Annotated in this window: 13 protein-coding genes and 2 pseudogenes; 1 reads left to right on the top strand and 14 read right to left on the bottom strand. The window is 42.3% G+C overall.

Going from position 1 to position 15,170, the window contains the following annotated elements:
- Positions 1-136 precede the first annotated feature (136 nt).
- On the bottom strand, positions 137-1,180 hold the full coding sequence (locus QM968_RS06925; protein WP_414383177.1) for a M42 family metallopeptidase: 1,044 nt from the start codon (positions 1,178-1,180) through the stop codon (positions 137-139).
- A 550-nt stretch (positions 1,181-1,730) separates the two neighbouring features.
- Positions 1,731-1,937 (bottom strand): annotated as a pseudogene (locus QM968_RS06920) (IS3 family transposase); the annotation flags it as partial.
- A gap of 381 nt (positions 1,938-2,318) precedes the next feature.
- Between QM968_RS06920 and gshAB the strand changes: the two are divergent.
- Positions 2,319-4,583, top strand: a complete 2,265-nt coding sequence (gshAB, locus tag QM968_RS06915) for a bifunctional glutamate--cysteine ligase GshA/glutathione synthetase GshB (protein WP_414383175.1) — start codon at positions 2,319-2,321, stop codon at positions 4,581-4,583.
- A 120-nt stretch (positions 4,584-4,703) separates the two neighbouring features.
- Here the strand turns inward: gshAB and QM968_RS06910 are convergent.
- From QM968_RS06910 to QM968_RS06855, 12 genes and pseudogenes are all read right to left on the bottom strand, one after another.
- Positions 4,704-5,087 (bottom strand): annotated as a pseudogene (locus QM968_RS06910) (transposase); the annotation flags it as partial.
- Between the two features lie 6 nt (positions 5,088-5,093).
- A complete protein-coding gene (locus tag QM968_RS06905) occupies positions 5,094-5,303 on the bottom strand; it encodes a hypothetical protein (RefSeq protein ID WP_414383288.1) in 210 nt (69 codons plus the stop codon).
- Positions 5,304-5,435: 132 nt separating this feature from the next.
- Entirely contained in the window at positions 5,436-5,882 is a 447-nt protein-coding gene (locus QM968_RS06900) for an NADAR family protein (RefSeq protein ID WP_414383173.1), read from the bottom strand.
- A gap of 111 nt (positions 5,883-5,993) precedes the next feature.
- On the bottom strand, positions 5,994-6,488 hold the full coding sequence (locus QM968_RS06895) for a hypothetical protein (RefSeq protein WP_414383171.1): 495 nt from the start codon (positions 6,486-6,488) through the stop codon (positions 5,994-5,996).
- Positions 6,489-6,643: 155 nt separating this feature from the next.
- Positions 6,644-7,027, bottom strand: a complete 384-nt coding sequence (locus tag QM968_RS06890) for a barstar family protein (protein WP_414383170.1) — start codon at positions 7,025-7,027, stop codon at positions 6,644-6,646.
- 12 nt (positions 7,028-7,039) lie between these two features.
- Positions 7,040-7,465: a hypothetical protein gene (locus tag QM968_RS06885; RefSeq protein ID WP_414383168.1), complete on the bottom strand. Its 426-nt coding sequence runs from the start codon at positions 7,463-7,465 to the stop codon at positions 7,040-7,042.
- A gap of 86 nt (positions 7,466-7,551) precedes the next feature.
- Positions 7,552-7,881: a hypothetical protein gene (locus QM968_RS06880; protein WP_414383166.1), complete on the bottom strand. Its 330-nt coding sequence runs from the start codon at positions 7,879-7,881 to the stop codon at positions 7,552-7,554.
- A 134-nt stretch (positions 7,882-8,015) separates the two neighbouring features.
- A complete protein-coding gene (locus QM968_RS06875) occupies positions 8,016-8,600 on the bottom strand; it encodes a DUF1307 domain-containing protein (RefSeq protein ID WP_414383164.1) in 585 nt (194 codons plus the stop codon).
- A 129-nt stretch (positions 8,601-8,729) separates the two neighbouring features.
- Complete coding sequence (gene galE / locus QM968_RS06870; protein ID WP_414383162.1) at positions 8,730-9,728, bottom strand: UDP-glucose 4-epimerase GalE; 999 nt, start codon at positions 9,726-9,728, stop codon at positions 8,730-8,732.
- 64 nt (positions 9,729-9,792) lie between these two features.
- A complete protein-coding gene (gene galT / locus QM968_RS06865; RefSeq protein WP_414325762.1) occupies positions 9,793-11,265 on the bottom strand; it encodes a UDP-glucose--hexose-1-phosphate uridylyltransferase in 1,473 nt (490 codons plus the stop codon).
- Between the two features lie 12 nt (positions 11,266-11,277).
- Positions 11,278-12,456 (bottom strand): galactokinase, encoded by a 1,179-nt coding sequence (locus QM968_RS06860; protein ID WP_414383160.1) that lies wholly within the window; start codon positions 12,454-12,456, stop codon positions 11,278-11,280.
- A 237-nt stretch (positions 12,457-12,693) separates the two neighbouring features.
- Entirely contained in the window at positions 12,694-15,117 is a 2,424-nt protein-coding gene (locus tag QM968_RS06855) for a glycoside hydrolase family 3 N-terminal domain-containing protein (protein ID WP_414383158.1), read from the bottom strand.
- Positions 15,118-15,170 lie beyond the last annotated feature (53 nt).

Below are 15,170 nucleotides of genomic sequence, written 5' to 3'. Positions count from 1 at the left end.
AGCGTAGTAAAGCCCACTCAACCACTGCGTCTTGCTCGACAATCCAAAAACAATTAAGAGGCTAGGACTTTTGTCCCAGCCTCTTTTTATTTTCGGTTAAAACTAATTTGAGACTTTCCTTAGGTGAGTACGGACGTCAGCGAACTTCTACCAAGTCGCTCTTGAGGTAGGCATCGACCATGCGCTCTGTTGCGACTACAGAATCCAAGTGGGTCCGCTCATATGAGTGGCTGGACTCGATCCCTGCCCCGAGAAGAGCGTGTTTCACTTCTGCTCCTGCGCTCATAGCTGCAGAGGCATCTGATCCATAGAAAGGATAGATATCCAACTTATAAGGGATTTCTTGGGCTTTTGCCAAGGCTACCAAATGCTGACGGAATTCGTAGTGATACGGTCCTGAAGCGTCTTTGACACAGATGGATACCGTGTATTCATCCGTCGCTTGGTCATCTCCCATAGCCCCCATATCCACTGCCAAGTACTCTACCACTTCAGACGGGATACTAGAATTAGCTCCATGCCCCACTTCTTCAAAGACTGAAAAGGCAAAGGTAGTCGTTACTGGCAATTGAATATTCTTTTCCTTGTAGACGCGCAGAAGATTCAAGAGAATCGCTGCACTCACCTTGTCATCCAAGTGACGAGATTTGATAAAGCCGGTGTCTGTCACAATGGTCCGTGGATCAAAGCTGACAAAATCACCTACTTCAATGCCAAGGGCACGGGTTTCTTTTTCGTTGGTCACTTTTTCATCCAGACGGACTTCCATATTATCCTGGGTCCGCTCGACAGTTCCCGCATCCTTGTAGACATGGCAAGAAGTCTGATGGACCAAAATTGTCCCCGAATGGGTCTTTCCTGTATTGGCTACATGGACCGTACAATTTTCCCCTTCAATCATATTCCAAGGGAAACCACCGATACGATCTAGCTTGAGGCGGCCATCTGCTTTCACAGCGCGGACAATAGCCCCCAAGGTATCCACATGGGCTGTGACATAGCGTTGCTTGTCTGTGATCACACCAGGCACGGTCACATTCACGCCGCCCTTAGCCGTCCGAGTTACTTCATACCCAAAGCCTTCAATGGTTTTGACCAAGTAGTCTGCGATCTCCCGTGTAAAACCGGTCGGTGAAGGAATGGCTGTCAATTCCTGCAAATAAGTCACTGTCTGATTCATAATGCCTCCAAATGTGTTTTTCTTTATTCTAGCATGAAATAGGTGGAATAGCTAGAGGAGAGATTATAGGTCGAAGTTTTTCAACTCTTCCCGTACTTGCATTAAGAGAAGGCCAGAGTTCTATTTATATTTTCAACACATTTTGGGAGAGATTCATCTAGTGCACTTAAAATAAAAAAAGAAACTTGTCCACAACTAACGGTGTCTAAACAAGTTCCACGCAGGCTATTTCAATGGTGATACATAATTATCAGGATAAAATATGATGTAATTTTTGACAATATCTGTTAGACTATCTTCAGTTATGTTTCTCCACTTATGGAGATAGAAGGTTTCAGACTTGAGAACAGAGTGAAACCATTCGATACAGCCATTATCTGCTATTTTGTCTCTTTTCTGAGAATTCTTACACTCCTGTTTCCAGCGATAAAGGTGGAGCGTTTGACGCCGAAACATTCTAAAATAATCGATACAGGGCACGTTTTCTTATACTCTTCTACTAGCTTGATAAGACTTACTTTGTCGATTCTCTTATCAAGTTCTGATACTTTTTTAGTAATTCTACCTGCAAACGTAACTGTTCCACTTCAGATAACTGTTTCATCCCATTACCATAAGTATATTGTTTCCCCACGGGTTGTTGGAAACGGTACAATTCATCATTCTGATACCATCGCTACCAGGTCTTGGCCTGACTAGCATTTTTGATGCTGAGGGTATCCATGATAACTTTATTTGATTTGCCTGCCTTCTTCATTTCGATACAGGCTAGTTTAGTTTCTACTGAATATGCTTTTTGACCATAACAAAACACCCCTGTTTCTAGTTTACCAGAATTCAACAGGAGTGTTTTCTTGTGTCTCATTTTATGGGTGCAGTGCCGACCCTAGGGATTCTTTCGTTCTCATATATACGTCATTAGTATAGGCTAATTTGATTTAAATTCCAAGAGAAATAACATTTTACATAAAAATCAGTGGGTATTTTACAATTTTTGCATATAATAGAGCTAAAAAACAATTGGTTTTAAGAATTCTTATCTGAAACATTCGGAAATTCCCCTTAACCGTAGCGGAAAGTTGTTTTCTTCTCCTATTTATAATAGACTATCACTAACATTAGATGAAAAGGTGACTCTATGACTATAAATCAACTGCTTCAAAAGCTGGAGCCTACTAGCCCTATCCTTCAAGCTAACTTTGGAATTGAACGCGAAAGTCTTCGTGTCGATAGACAGGGAAAATTAGCACATACGCCTCACCCTTCATGGCTAGGAGCTCGAAGTTTCCACCCTTATATTCAAACAGATTTTTGTGAGTTTCAGATGGAACTCATCACACCAGTTGCTAAATCTACCACTGAGGCTCGTCGATTTCTTGGAGCCATTACCGATGTAGCTGGACGTTCCATCAGTAAAGATGAACTTCTCTGGCCCTTGTCCATGCCTCCTCGTATCAACGCCCAAGAAATCCAAGTTGCCCAACTGGAAAATGAATTTGAACGCCATTATCGTAACTACCTGGCCGAAAAATACGGAACTAAACTACAAGCTATCTCAGGTATCCACTATAATATGGAACTAGGGAAAGATTTGGTTGAAGCCCTATTCCAAGAAAGTGACCAGATTGATATAATTGCTTTCAAAAACGCCCTCTATCTTAAGCTGGCTCAAAACTACTTGCGCTACCGTTGGGTGATTACCTATCTTTTTGGGGCTGCACCTATTGCTGAGCAAGGCTTCTTCGACCAAGAAGTGCCAGAACTCGTGCGTTCCTTCCGAAACAGTGACCACGGCTATGTCAATAAGGAAGAAATACAAGTATCTTTTGCAAGCCTAGAAGACTATGTCTCTGCCATCGAAAACTATATCGAACAAGGTGATTTGATTGCGGAAAAGGAATTTTACTCGGCTGTTCGTTTCCGTGGACAAAAGGTTAATCGCTCCTTCCTTGACAAGGGAATCACCTACCTAGAATTCCGTAACTTCGACCTCAACCCCTTTGAGCGTATCGGTATTAGCCAAACTACCATGGATACCGTACACCTACTCCTTCTAGCCTTCCTCTGGCTGGATGCCCCTGAAAATGTTGATCAGGCTCTGGCTCAAGGTCACGCGCTGAATGAAAAAATTGCCCTCTCTCATCCTTTAGAACCTCTACCTTCTGAAGCTGAAACTCAGAACATTACGACAGCTCTAGACCAACTGGTGCAACATTTTGGGCTTGGTGACTATCATCAAGGGCTGGTCAAACAAGTTAAAGATGCCTTTGCAGATTCCAGTCAGACACTAGCTGCTCAACTTCTTCCTCATATCAAAGACAAGTCCCTTTCTGACTTTGCCCTTGACAAGGCGCTTGCCTATCATGATTACGACTGGACTGCCCACTATGCCCTTAAGGGTTATGAGGAGATGGAACTTTCTACCCAGATGCTGTTCTTTGATGCCATTCAAAAAGGGCTTCATTTTGAAATCCTAGATGAGCAGGATCAATTCCTTAAACTCTGGCATAAAGATCATGTTGAGTACGTCAAAAATGGTAACATGACCTCAAAAGACAACTATGTAGTTCCTCTTGCCATGGCTAATAAAACCGTGACCAAAAAAATCCTGGCTGATGCTGGCTTCCCTGTCCCCGCCGGCGACGAATTTACCAGTCTAGAACAAGGTCTAGCCTACTATCCTCTTATCAAGGGCAAGCAAATTGTGGTTAAACCAAAATCAACCAACTTCGGTCTGGGCATTTCCATTTTCCAAGAGCCTGCCAGCCTTGATAACTATAAGAAAGCTCTCGAGATTGCCTTTGCAGAAGATACAGCTGTTCTTGTTGAAGAATTTATCCCAGGAACCGAATACCGTTTCTTCATTCTGGACGGGCGTTGTGAGGCTGTCCTCCTTCGTGTTGCTGCTAATGTTGTCGGTGATGGCAAACACACCATTCGTGAATTAGTCGCTCAGAAAAATGCCAATCCATTGCGAGGCCGTGACCACCGCTCACCTCTGGAAATCATTAAGCTAGGAGACATCGAACAATTGATGTTGACTCAGCAAGGTTATGCACCTGATGATATTCTCCCAGAAGGGGAAAAGGTCAATCTCCGCCGTAACTCCAACATCTCTACAGGTGGCGACTCTATTGATGTCACTGAGACCATGGATTCATCCTATCAAGAATTAGCTGCAGCTATGGCGACTAGCATGGGGGCCTGGGCTTGCGGGGTTGACCTCATCATTCCAGATAAAACTCAGCCTGCTAGCAAGGAAAAACCTCATTGCACTTGTATCGAGCTCAACTTCAATCCCTCTATGTATATTCACACCTATTGTGCTGAAGGTCCTGGACAAGCTATCACTCCAAAAATCCTAGACAAGCTTTTTCCAGAAGTTGCCACAAGTCAAACCTAAAACCTAATTCTTAGGAACAAACAAATCACCTTTATCTCGATGATATGATACCTCTTAAGTAGACAAGGTAAATACCTAAAATCTACGGCTCTTTGTCAACTGTAGAGGGTTGAAGAAAAGCTAAGCTCGAGAAAGGACAAATTTCGTCCTTTCTTTTTTGATATTCAGAGCGATGAAAATTCGCTTCTTGAAGTTTTCAAAGTTCCGAAAACCAAAGGAATTGCGTTTGATAAGTTTGATGAGATTATTAGTCGCTTCCAATTTTGCGTTGGAATAGGATAACTGAAGGGCATTGATGATTTTCCCTTTGTCCTTTAGAAATGTTTTAAAGACAGTCTGAAAAAGAGAATGAACCTTCTTTATATTGTCTTCAATGAGTCCAAAAAATTTCTCTGGTTCCTTATTCTGAAAGTGCAAAAGCAAGAGCTGATAGAGATTATAGTGGTATTTCAAGTCTTCTGAATAGCTCAAAAGCTTGTCTAGGATTTCTTTATTGCCTAAATTGTCAAATTAAGTTAGACTTTTCAAGTAACTCAGAAAAACTTGGTAGGGTGATTGAAATAGTTCTAATGGTAATTCATAGACTACCCTCTGTTCAGCTATTCCCCCTTCATCTGTAACAAAAGAATATTTCTCATGATGTCGCCAAATATGTTGTCCATAACCTTTTATTTCCTCAAACTTACTAACTTCTTCCCAGCCTAGTTTACTATATTTCATGTATGTTCTCCGATCTTTTCACTAATATCTTACATTACACCTTCAGGAATATCTCCTGTTGATCATTGTAACTATCTAGTTGACTGTTATACCAAACCCAGACTGTTAAATGGAATAGCTAGAGGAGAGATCTTACAGGATAGAGTTTTTCAACTCTTCCCGTACTTGCATTAAGAGAAGGCCTAGCTTGTTCTTCCCAGAGCCATCTCCCCCATCAGCCCAGTAAGCATCATTTCGCGTATGTTCGATGAGGATGGCATCTCCTGTCGCGAGCAATTCTTTCAAGATTTCTGGATTTTGGCTAAATTTCATCCGAAGGGCCTGAAGCATCACCTCATCTTTGACCTCTTCCCAACCTGGTCTCAAGGGATTTTGACGATTGCGCCCCTCTAAAGCAGCATCCATCGGAGATGCTATCTGACGAATTTTCTCTTGAATTTGGGGCACTAAAAACTTTTGCGCTTGAAAATAATGCTCTGATGTTGGCCAGATTTTGCTACCATCTGAAAAAGGGTAGGGAGCAAAATTGGACATAAAACCATAATCATCATTTACTTTATAAAATTTAATTTCTTTCACCTTTACCCTCGATTCCAAAATCTCCTAATGATTTTTGCTTTTCTTTTAATAACTGTGTCACATATGGTATTCCTTTTGAGGATAGAGAATCCTTCATTTTGAATTGCAAAATTACTGAGCTATCTCAGACCAGAATGAAATCTGTGTCAAATCTGTTAGTGCGGTTTCCTGTGTTATTGTTTTACCTTTTAAAAAATCTTTTAAACTAGCTGAATAATAAATCATTTCTGATCCAACAATTGAGAATACCGGCGAAACCGAAGTAGGTTCACAAGCAATATATCGATGGCTAACTATCGGCATTAAAGCTGGTGCAGATTTCATTTTACTTTTTATAAAATGATGAACCTCATGAATGGTATTTGGACATTCTCCCCAGTTATCATTCCATTCAAGCTCATCTATTTCATCCGCAATCTCCCCCATCACATCTTCCATTTGTTTCTTTAAGTAGTCAGTGTTTTCTCTTGAAAAATCTGCCCAGTTATACCATCCATTTGGGAGTTGTTCAAGATCACGATACAATCGCTTAAATTCAAGAGGCAAAACTATCCCATAAATTTCTTCAATTTTTTCAAAGACTTCATCTGTAAATTTACTAATCATATGCTACCGTATTCTATTAAATGTTTGATAGTGATCCTCAATAAACCAAATTGAACCATCATCACAAATGACTATTCGTTCAGGGCCCCGATATTTATCTTTTTGATAAAGATTATGTTACCTTAAAGCAGCTCCATAAAAATTTGTACCATTTTTTAATTTTCCACTATGTAAACTTGAAAACTCTTGACCTTACCGCCAACAACATGTTTTTCAACATCACTTTCCCACCAAGGAAGAACATCTTCTTCCAAAATTTCTAAAAATAAGTCTTTAGAAGATAAGTCGTCTTTTAATAAACTATCATCATTTTCAAAAATAAAGGTGCATGTTTCGGCTTTTATCCATGAGAGGTCCGTTAGCCAATCCGTAATAGATGACCAATTATTCGTATCAGGAAGGCCGACAGTTTTTTCAAGAAAATGAAATAGCTCTTCTTTGTTTTGGATCTGCTTCCCATCAAAAATTGCTACAAAGCCACTAAAAGGCAATCGATCTTGCAATTCAAGTTTTGTAATGTAATGAATTCTATTTTTCACGATTTCATACCTCTAACTATCTCTTTCTCGGAATGGTAGTTTTTTATTAATATCGAATTCATTTATGGTCACTGGAAAACTATCTTCCCCTCTTTTCATTCTTTCTTCCATTTCTTTCCACTCAATAACTAATTTATATAGTTCATCAGTTGAGATAAAGCAAGGTTGTCCAAGACTTTCATCATCCATTTGATAGTATACTTCGGTTTCTTCTTTACCTATATCAATATTGAGCATATTACCGCCAAAGTCTGAAACTTCTTTTTGACCTGTAACAACTGCTTCCAATTCTTTATAAACATGAGGGTAAAAATTATGAACCTCAGAATTTAAAAAGTCTGACAACGATTGAAATTTTGGATCAGTAAACTTCAAAATCAGCATCTGATCTGTTTGCTCATTTCCAAAAGCGACTATGGAGTACGTTCTTTTCATCATTTATACTTCAGTGCCCTCTGTATTCTTTCAATTTAGTATACAATTAATTGAATTAACATTCGTATTTCTAGAAATAATCTATTCCCTCACCATCCATTTTCGCTATAAAATTTATCAACTAATTCCCAATCATAATCAGAAATAGCTGAATGATTATCAAGTTTCCTTACGTCAATTCCTAATTTTCTTAATGCAGCTAAAGACATATGCCCCAAACAAATTGGACCTAAAACTGAATCATTGACAGATAGTCTGACAGAAATTTCTATTAATTTATCAATAACGGTAATATCATTGATCTTACTGTTAACAATTTCTTTAATGATATGGTAGGAGACTACAGAATTTAACTCTATATTATTTATTAAGTCCTCATTTTGATATGTTTTATCTTCAATTTTTTTAAGAATATTCACTCTATACTCCTGCTATCATAATGACGTGTTCATCCATTTCACTATTTTTCTTAATTCCTATTCTACCAAAATATGCCCATGAATTCATGCTAAAACAAAAAGAGAGCAGCAAACTGAACTGCTCTCCATTTTGTTTATTTTTCTACCATACCGCCCTTGATAAGACTGTCTTTCGTTACTGAATAACTGACTGTATTGTCATCTAGCGGATTAAAGCCTGGTACGATTTCTTTTAATTTTTTCAAATCGATTTTTGTGTAATCAATGGTATTGCGAATATAAAAGATTCCGTCTTTGTATTCTGATGTCAGTTCAAATCCATGGCCCATCAGATCTTTGAATTTTTCTTGACTCTTAGCAACGGCTTCTTTCATGGATTCAAGAGGGTTCTCACCAGGCACTTTTGAGACGTCGTAATCATCAACTTTTTCTTGTACCAACAAAGTATCTCCCTTGTAATACAAGGTTACAGTGGACTTACCTGCTTCATCACTCGTTTCGAGAACGGTTTTTTGTGCACCTGCTAGTGCATCTTCTTTTTTGCTTTCATCAGTTGATGACTCTTTTGTCTTTTCTTTAGCGGATGATTTGCTTGTTGCTTTACTGGTCGCTTTAGTGGACGATGGACTAGTAGATTTCGTACTCTCTTTTTGTCCGCAACCAGCTAAAAGAAGACCCGCTGTCAAAAAGACGGCTAACATTTTTGTGGTTTTATTCATTTTGAATACCTCACTTTTTTATGATGGTTAGGGAAATGACTGACGTCTGAAACGAGTCATTTAGAAAGATCAACTGTCGTTTTAGATGTTATTAGAAAAGCCTCAAAAATGATGGTTGCAGTCCCCTCCTTATCGATCATTGTAGCCTTCTGGGTGGCTGGAATGCCAAGCCCAGGCTGTTTGGATGATGGTTTCGATATTATCAAATTTTGGTTGCCAGCCGAGAATTGCACGCGCCTTCTCAGAGGATGCGATCAAGGTATCTGGATCTCCTGGTCTACGATCTGCAATTTCAAGTGGAATCGGATGTCCCGTCACCTTGCGGGCTGCTTCAACGATTTGAAGATTAGAGAATCCGGTCGATGAGCCCAGATTAAAGGCAGTCGATTCATTCCCTTTTCTGAGATACTCCACCGCAAGCAGATGGGCATCTGCCAAGTCAAATGGATGGACATAGTCCCGAACATTGGTACCATCTGGTGTATCGTAGTCATCTCCAAAAATTGCGATCTTCTCGCGTTTACCTTGGGCTACTTGTAAAACGATTGGTAAGAGGTGGGTCTCTGGTCCGTGGTCTTCGCCAATCGACCCGTCTGGCTTAGCACCAGCCACATTAAAGTAACGAAGGGGCACATACTTGATGCCATAGGCTTGATCGGCCCAGCGCATGATGGTTTCCATCATGAGTTTGCTTTCGCCATAAGGATTAATTGGTTTTTGTGGAGTGGTTTCAAGAATCGGAATCTCTTCTGGAATACCGTAGGTGGCAGCGGTTGAAGAAAAGACGATGTAGTGCACCCCACATTCATGCATGACTTCCAAGAGTTTGACCATGCCAGCTGTATTGTTGTCAAAATATTTCAATGGATCCGCCATAGATTCCGCGACCAGTGAGTAGGCCGCAAAGTGGATGACCGCATCAATATCTGCATGTTCCTTAAAAACAGTGCGCATAAAGTCTTGATCCGCTAGGTCTCCTTGGTAAAAGACGGCATCTGGATGCACCGCTGCACGGTGGCCTGTGACCAGGCTATCGACCACGACGACTTTTTCCTGTCCTTCATTGACCAAACGGTCTACCATGTGGGAACCGATATAGCCAGCTCCTCCGAGTACGAGTATTGCCATTTGTTTTCCTTTCGCTTCTTTGTCTTCTCTCTTATTGTATCAAATTTCTGTCGCTTCTCCACACTTAAAGTGTCGCAACAAAGCGTCTAAACGCAGCTTGTCCTTCTGCGCTTCTCTTGTAGACACCGGCATCTTCGAGCACGCGCGCAAAGATCTGACCGACTGATTCACGAACAATGGTTTCTGCTTCTGCTTCTTCTGTGATGGATGGGTGAGTGGCTTTCAAGTCAGCAGCCCAGTCCTGGTGGTAGGTTGCCAGTGTGCTCTCACGGTCAAGCAAATAGTTTTGGACCTGCTTGAGCTCTTCCTTGAGTCGTGGTGGCAAAATCGCTAGGCCCATGACTTCGATCAGGCCGATATTTTCTTTTTTAATGTGTTGCACATCCGCATGTGGGTGATAAATACCATCGGGATGCTCTGGTGAGGTTTGGTTGTCACGGAGCACCAAGTCCAGTTCATAATGCCCATCACGGATCCGTGCAATAGGGGTAATGGTATGGTGGGGCTGACCGTCGGATGCCGCTAAGACTAGCACAGCTGGATCCGAGTAGCTTCGCCAGGCTGTTAGGATATGGTCTGCCAGGGCAATCAATTGTGCCTTGTCGTCCGATTGCAAACGAAGAACTGACATAGGCCAGTTTACAATTCCTAGCGATACAGCTTCAAAGCCCTCAATGGTAAAGCTTTCCTCAACAGGAGCCAGCTCCATAGGGAAGGTGTGGCGTCCGCCTTGATAATGGTCATGAGTCAGGATGGATCCTCCTACAATGGGTAGATCTGCATTGGAGCCTGCAAAATAGCCTGGAAAAGTCTCGACAATGGTCAAGAGTCGCTCAAAGGTCTTGCGGCTAATGGCCATAGGAACATGCTGGCTATCGAGAAAAATGCAGTGTTCATTGAAGTAGGCATAAGGGGAATACTGGAAGCCCCAGTCATGACCGTCCATGTCAAAGCGGATGATCCGATGATTGGCACGGGCAGGATGGTCTAGGCGACCTTGATAGCCTTCATTTTCAAAGCACAGTTGGCAGGCTGGATAATGACTAGCTTTAGCCAGCTTCGCCGCTGCGATGTCTTTAGGATCTTTTTCAGGTTTTGACAGATTGATGGTGATTTCAAGGGAGCCATAGGGAGTTTCTGCCTCAAAGGCAATGTTTTGTGCAATCGCCTTGACCTTGATGTAATCATTGCGCTTAGAGAGGGCGTAGAAATCAGCAATCGCATCTTCCTTGGACTGACCGTAAGTCTCCCAGAAATAGCGGTTGACCTGACTAGGACTGGGTGTGATCCAATCCATCAACTCTGCTCCCAAGCTGTCCTTTGCGGCCATGCTATCTTGGATCTTACTATTCGCAACTGCGATTTCCACCAGCTGATCTTTGAGTGCGATCAAGTCAGCTTGATGAGCTGGGGCGTCTAGCCCTTCTTCTCCAATGCGACTCATAACGCGGTTTTTTAGATAAATCCGATCCATCTCTTCATAGTCACTTGCATCAATGACGGCTGTGACAAATGCATCTAATACCAGTTCTGTCATCCTATCTCCTTTTTAATCAAGCACCCGTGTTCCCGCAGCAACCTCTGCAATGTAGAAACTTGGCGCATAGCCAACGATTTCCTCATAGCGTTTGCCGACAGCTTCTTTAAATGGTTCAACCTTATCTTTGTTGACAAGGGCGATGGCGCAACCACCAAAGCCTGCTCCCGTCATACGAGCACCAAGCACTCCTTCTTGTTCCCAGGCTGTATGCACCAAGGTATCCAATTCTAGACCAGTCACTTGGTAGTCATGCTCCAAGGATACGTGGGAAGCATTCATGAGACGGCCAAAGCCTTCCAAATCACCTGCTTCAAGCGCCTTGCGTGCTTGGAGGGTCCGTTGGTTCTCAAGTACAGCATGACGAGCCCGTTTGATGCGATTTTCATCCTTAATCAAGTAGCTGTAAGCATCAAAAGCCCAGAGATCCAATTCCCCTAAGGTTTGGATGTCTAGTTTTTCTTGGAGTTCAGAGACGGCGGTTTCACATTCCGCACGACGTTCATTGTATTTGGAATCCGCTAATTCCCGGCGTTTGTTGGTATTCATGATGACCACGACATTGTCTTTAAGATCGAGCGGTACCAAATCATATTCTAGGGTGTTGGTATCGAGATAAATAGCCCGTTGATCAGCCCCCATACCGATGGCAAATTGGTCCATGATACCAGAATTAACCCCGATGAAGTGATTTTCGGTTTGTTTCCCGATCTTGACCAGATCTAGACGATCTAAGTGAAGATCGTATAATTTCTCAGCGATGACGCCAATCAAGAGCTCAAGGGAAGCTGAAGAAGAAAGACCAGATCCATTTGGAATATTGCCGTAGACATAGACGTCCATGCCGCTATCAATGACATGACCAGCTTCTTTCAAGAAATGGAGCACGCCTTTTGGATAGTTGGTCCAGTTGTGCTCTTTTTCAAAGTGGAGGTTTTCAAGCGGAACTTCAATGATCCCCTTGTCTTCAAAATTTCCTGAGAAGAAACGCAAGACTTTATCCTCACGCTTTCTTGCAGCTCCGTAGGTACCAAGCGTAATGGCTGCTGGGAAGACATGCCCTCCGTTGTAGTCTGTGTGTTCACCGATCAAATTAATCCGTCCTGGTGAAAAGAAGGTATGATCAGCCTTCTCGCCAAAGACAGCCTGAAACTTTTCTTGTAGATCTTGAGACGTGATTGATGTAGTCATGAGAAACTCCTTTTAGTTTTGTAAACGTTTTTATACTTTTATTATAATCGATGAAAAGTAAAACTTCAAGTATTTTTAGTAAAATTTTATTTATTTTTTATATTGTCTTCAAAAAGCTTACAATAGAGCTTTCCTGCTCTATCTCGACCTCTTATACTTTTCTATTTTGAGTTAATTTTAGTAAAGTTTTACCAAAAAATCTCAATTGGGAGTGACCCAATTGAGATTCTTCATTCCTTAGTTTTTCTTTCTTGGATAGACAAAAGATCCAAGGAAGGTTAAGAGGCTGACACCCATAAGGGCTAGGAGGTTCTCGGTTTGCCCGGTCTTTGGCAATACCGATGAAGCAGGACTAGCGGATACACTTGCAGGAGCCTGAGCAGTGTCATGTGACACAGAGACCGGAGTAACTTGTGGTCTATCAAGAGAGCTTGCATTTTCTTGCTTGCTAAGAAGGACCTGTGTCTCTGTATTTCCAACCACTACTGGTTTTGTCTGATGGGTTGGATCTAAAACTGGTGAAGTTGGGTCTTGGGCTTCTGGTGTTGGTAATGGTGTTGGTAATGGAGCAGGTGCTGGATAGAAGAGACCATGACCAATACGGTAAGCATACTCTGTTTCCGACATTTTTCCATCTACAATTTTTGGAATATCCACCGGTAAGGTACCTACGTGTTCCTTACCATTGAAGATGACTTCCACTCCTGCAGGAATATTAGGACCGAAGGCATTGTCTGGTTTGAGGGATTCTGTCGGATCCATTCCCTTATTTCCATAGACTGCTAGAATAGCTTTGGCTGCTGGATAGTTGGCTACATCATAAGGTTTCGAGATGGAAAGGACAGCTGCCTTCTTATGGTTGGTGTTGGCATAATGGACGATATCAGTTGGGATCTTGGTTCGCCAGAAATTTTTATCCAGTTGCCCTTCATAACCGATCTCTGAAATCACGACGATGTGAGTAGCTTTTTCGAGGTCTTCTTTTAGACTATCAAGGGTGGATTCTTTAGTGAAGTTCTTGGCCACAAAGGAGGTATCTTTTGGAAGCACTCCATCCGCGATTAAGCGACGCATGCCCAAATTTAGTCCAGGGACTTCATTTTCAAACGCTCCTAGGAGGAGGACATGATCTCCTTTTTGAACCTTAAATGGCAAGGTATGGTCTTCATTTTTTACAACCGTCACCGCTGCTGCTGCAATCTTGCGTTCCAAATCACGATTAAGGTTGGAGCCGACTGCTTCTTCTGCTTTTTCAGGCGTCCGAGCACTCGGATCAAAATTCAGGACCCCACGTTTTTCTTTGAGGGTGAGAATCCGACGAACTGACTCATTTAAACGTTCTTCTGAGATGTCACCCGTTTGTACCGCACGCACCACTTCATCGACAATGGTATCAATCTTGCTTAAATCGGTTTTACTGCGAAGGGTCGTTGGCATCAAGACCAAATCAACTCCAGCCTTGATGGCCATTTTTACAGCTTCGACTTCACCGAAGTTCTTAGCGATAGCATCCATTCCCATGGCATCAGAAACAATCACGCCCTTATAGCCGTATTTCTTCCGTACCAAGCCCGTTAAAATATCATCAGAGAGTGTCGCTGGAACATAAATTTTCTCACCAGTTTCTTTTGACACAACCTGATCTTTTTCAATTTGTGGGTATTGGATATGGGCCGTCATCAAGAGGTCTACGCCAGCATCCATGGCTTTTTTGAATGGAAGGAGTTCTAATTTTTCAAGTTCGGTAAGAGATTTGTCCACCAAGGGGAGACCTGTATGGGAATCGACCGCTGTATCTCCATGACCTGGGAAATGCTTAGCAGCTACAGCGACATTGTAGTCTTGAATCCCTTTCATCATTGGAATTCCTAAGTAAGCAACCCGGTTTGGATCAGAGGAGAAGGAACGAAGCCCAATGACAGGGTTTTGTGGATTATTATTGGTATCTAGAACCGGAGCGAAGTCCACATTCAGGCCTAGTGCAGAAAGTTCACGTCCGATGATTTGACCGGCCTCTTTAGCTAGTTTAGGATCATTGGTCGCTCCGATCGCCATATTTCCGGGGAGAGCTGTACCGCTACCCAATCGATAGACGATGCCCCCTTCTTGGTCAATCGCTAACAATAGCGGAATCTTCCCGTTATTGGCCTTGTTTTCAATCGCTGCTTTTTGCATATCTTGGGTCAGAGCTAGGGTCTGCTTGGTTTCTTTGACGTTTTCAGCAAAAAGAATGACGCCTCCAAAATCATATTTATCGATCGCATCTGCTACTTCAGCATTGACCTTGGTGAGATCTTGTGGTGACTCCTGACCTGCCTCCTGCCACTTACGGAAGTCCGGCATGATCATTTGCGTAACCTTTTGCTTGAGAGGCATGTCTTCAAGTAGTTTTTCCACTTGAGGAGATGCCGTCTCCGTTGTTGTTTCCGTTGGGGAAGCTGCCGGGACTGCTTCACGATCAGTCACAGTTGACGGTTCTGCTACCCCTTCCTGATTTTCTGTGGAGGTTTCTGGAGCTGGAGAAGCCACAACCTCTTCGACTGTTGCTGCCGGTTCATTGGCTTGATCCGGTGTTTGAACTGTGTCTGCCTTTGCTGTTTGGACCGATAATAGAGCAAAAGCCGTTAATAGGGCCGCAGATGGATAAATGATTTTTTTCATAAAGCGACCTCCTTTCTTCATGGATATTGTACCATTGTTTTATAGTTTTGTAA

The sequence above is a fragment of the Streptococcus sp. OMI870 genome (genome assembly GCF_047460295.1).
Lineage (GTDB): Bacteria > Bacillota > Bacilli > Lactobacillales > Streptococcaceae > Streptococcus.
This window is presented reverse-complemented; position numbering and strand designations above follow the sequence as displayed.

Bases quoted from the DNA above. Each gene is read 5' to 3' on its own strand.
- QM968_RS06925 (WP_414383177.1), bottom strand. From the start codon at position 1,180: ATGAATCAGACAGTGACTTATTTGCAGGAATTGACAGCCATTCCTTCA.
- gshAB (WP_414383175.1), top strand. From the start codon at position 2,319: ATGACTATAAATCAACTGCTTCAAAAGCTGGAGCCTACTAGCCCTATC.
- QM968_RS06905 (WP_414383288.1), bottom strand. From the start codon at position 5,303: ATGAAATATAGTAAACTAGGCTGGGAAGAAGTTAGTAAGTTTGAGGAA.
- QM968_RS06895 (WP_414383171.1), bottom strand. From the start codon at position 6,488: ATGATTAGTAAATTTACAGATGAAGTCTTTGAAAAAATTGAAGAAATT.
- QM968_RS06885 (WP_414383168.1), bottom strand. From the start codon at position 7,465: ATGATGAAAAGAACGTACTCCATAGTCGCTTTTGGAAATGAGCAAACA.
- QM968_RS06875 (WP_414383164.1), bottom strand. From the start codon at position 8,600: ATGAATAAAACCACAAAAATGTTAGCCGTCTTTTTGACAGCGGGTCTT.
- galE (WP_414383162.1), bottom strand. From the start codon at position 9,728: ATGGCAATACTCGTACTCGGAGGAGCTGGCTATATCGGTTCCCACATG.
- galT (WP_414325762.1), bottom strand. From the start codon at position 11,265: ATGACAGAACTGGTATTAGATGCATTTGTCACAGCCGTCATTGATGCA.
- QM968_RS06860 (WP_414383160.1), bottom strand. From the start codon at position 12,456: ATGACTACATCAATCACGTCTCAAGATCTACAAGAAAAGTTTCAGGCT.
- QM968_RS06855 (WP_414383158.1), bottom strand. From the start codon at position 15,117: ATGAAAAAAATCATTTATCCATCTGCGGCCCTATTAACGGCTTTTGCT.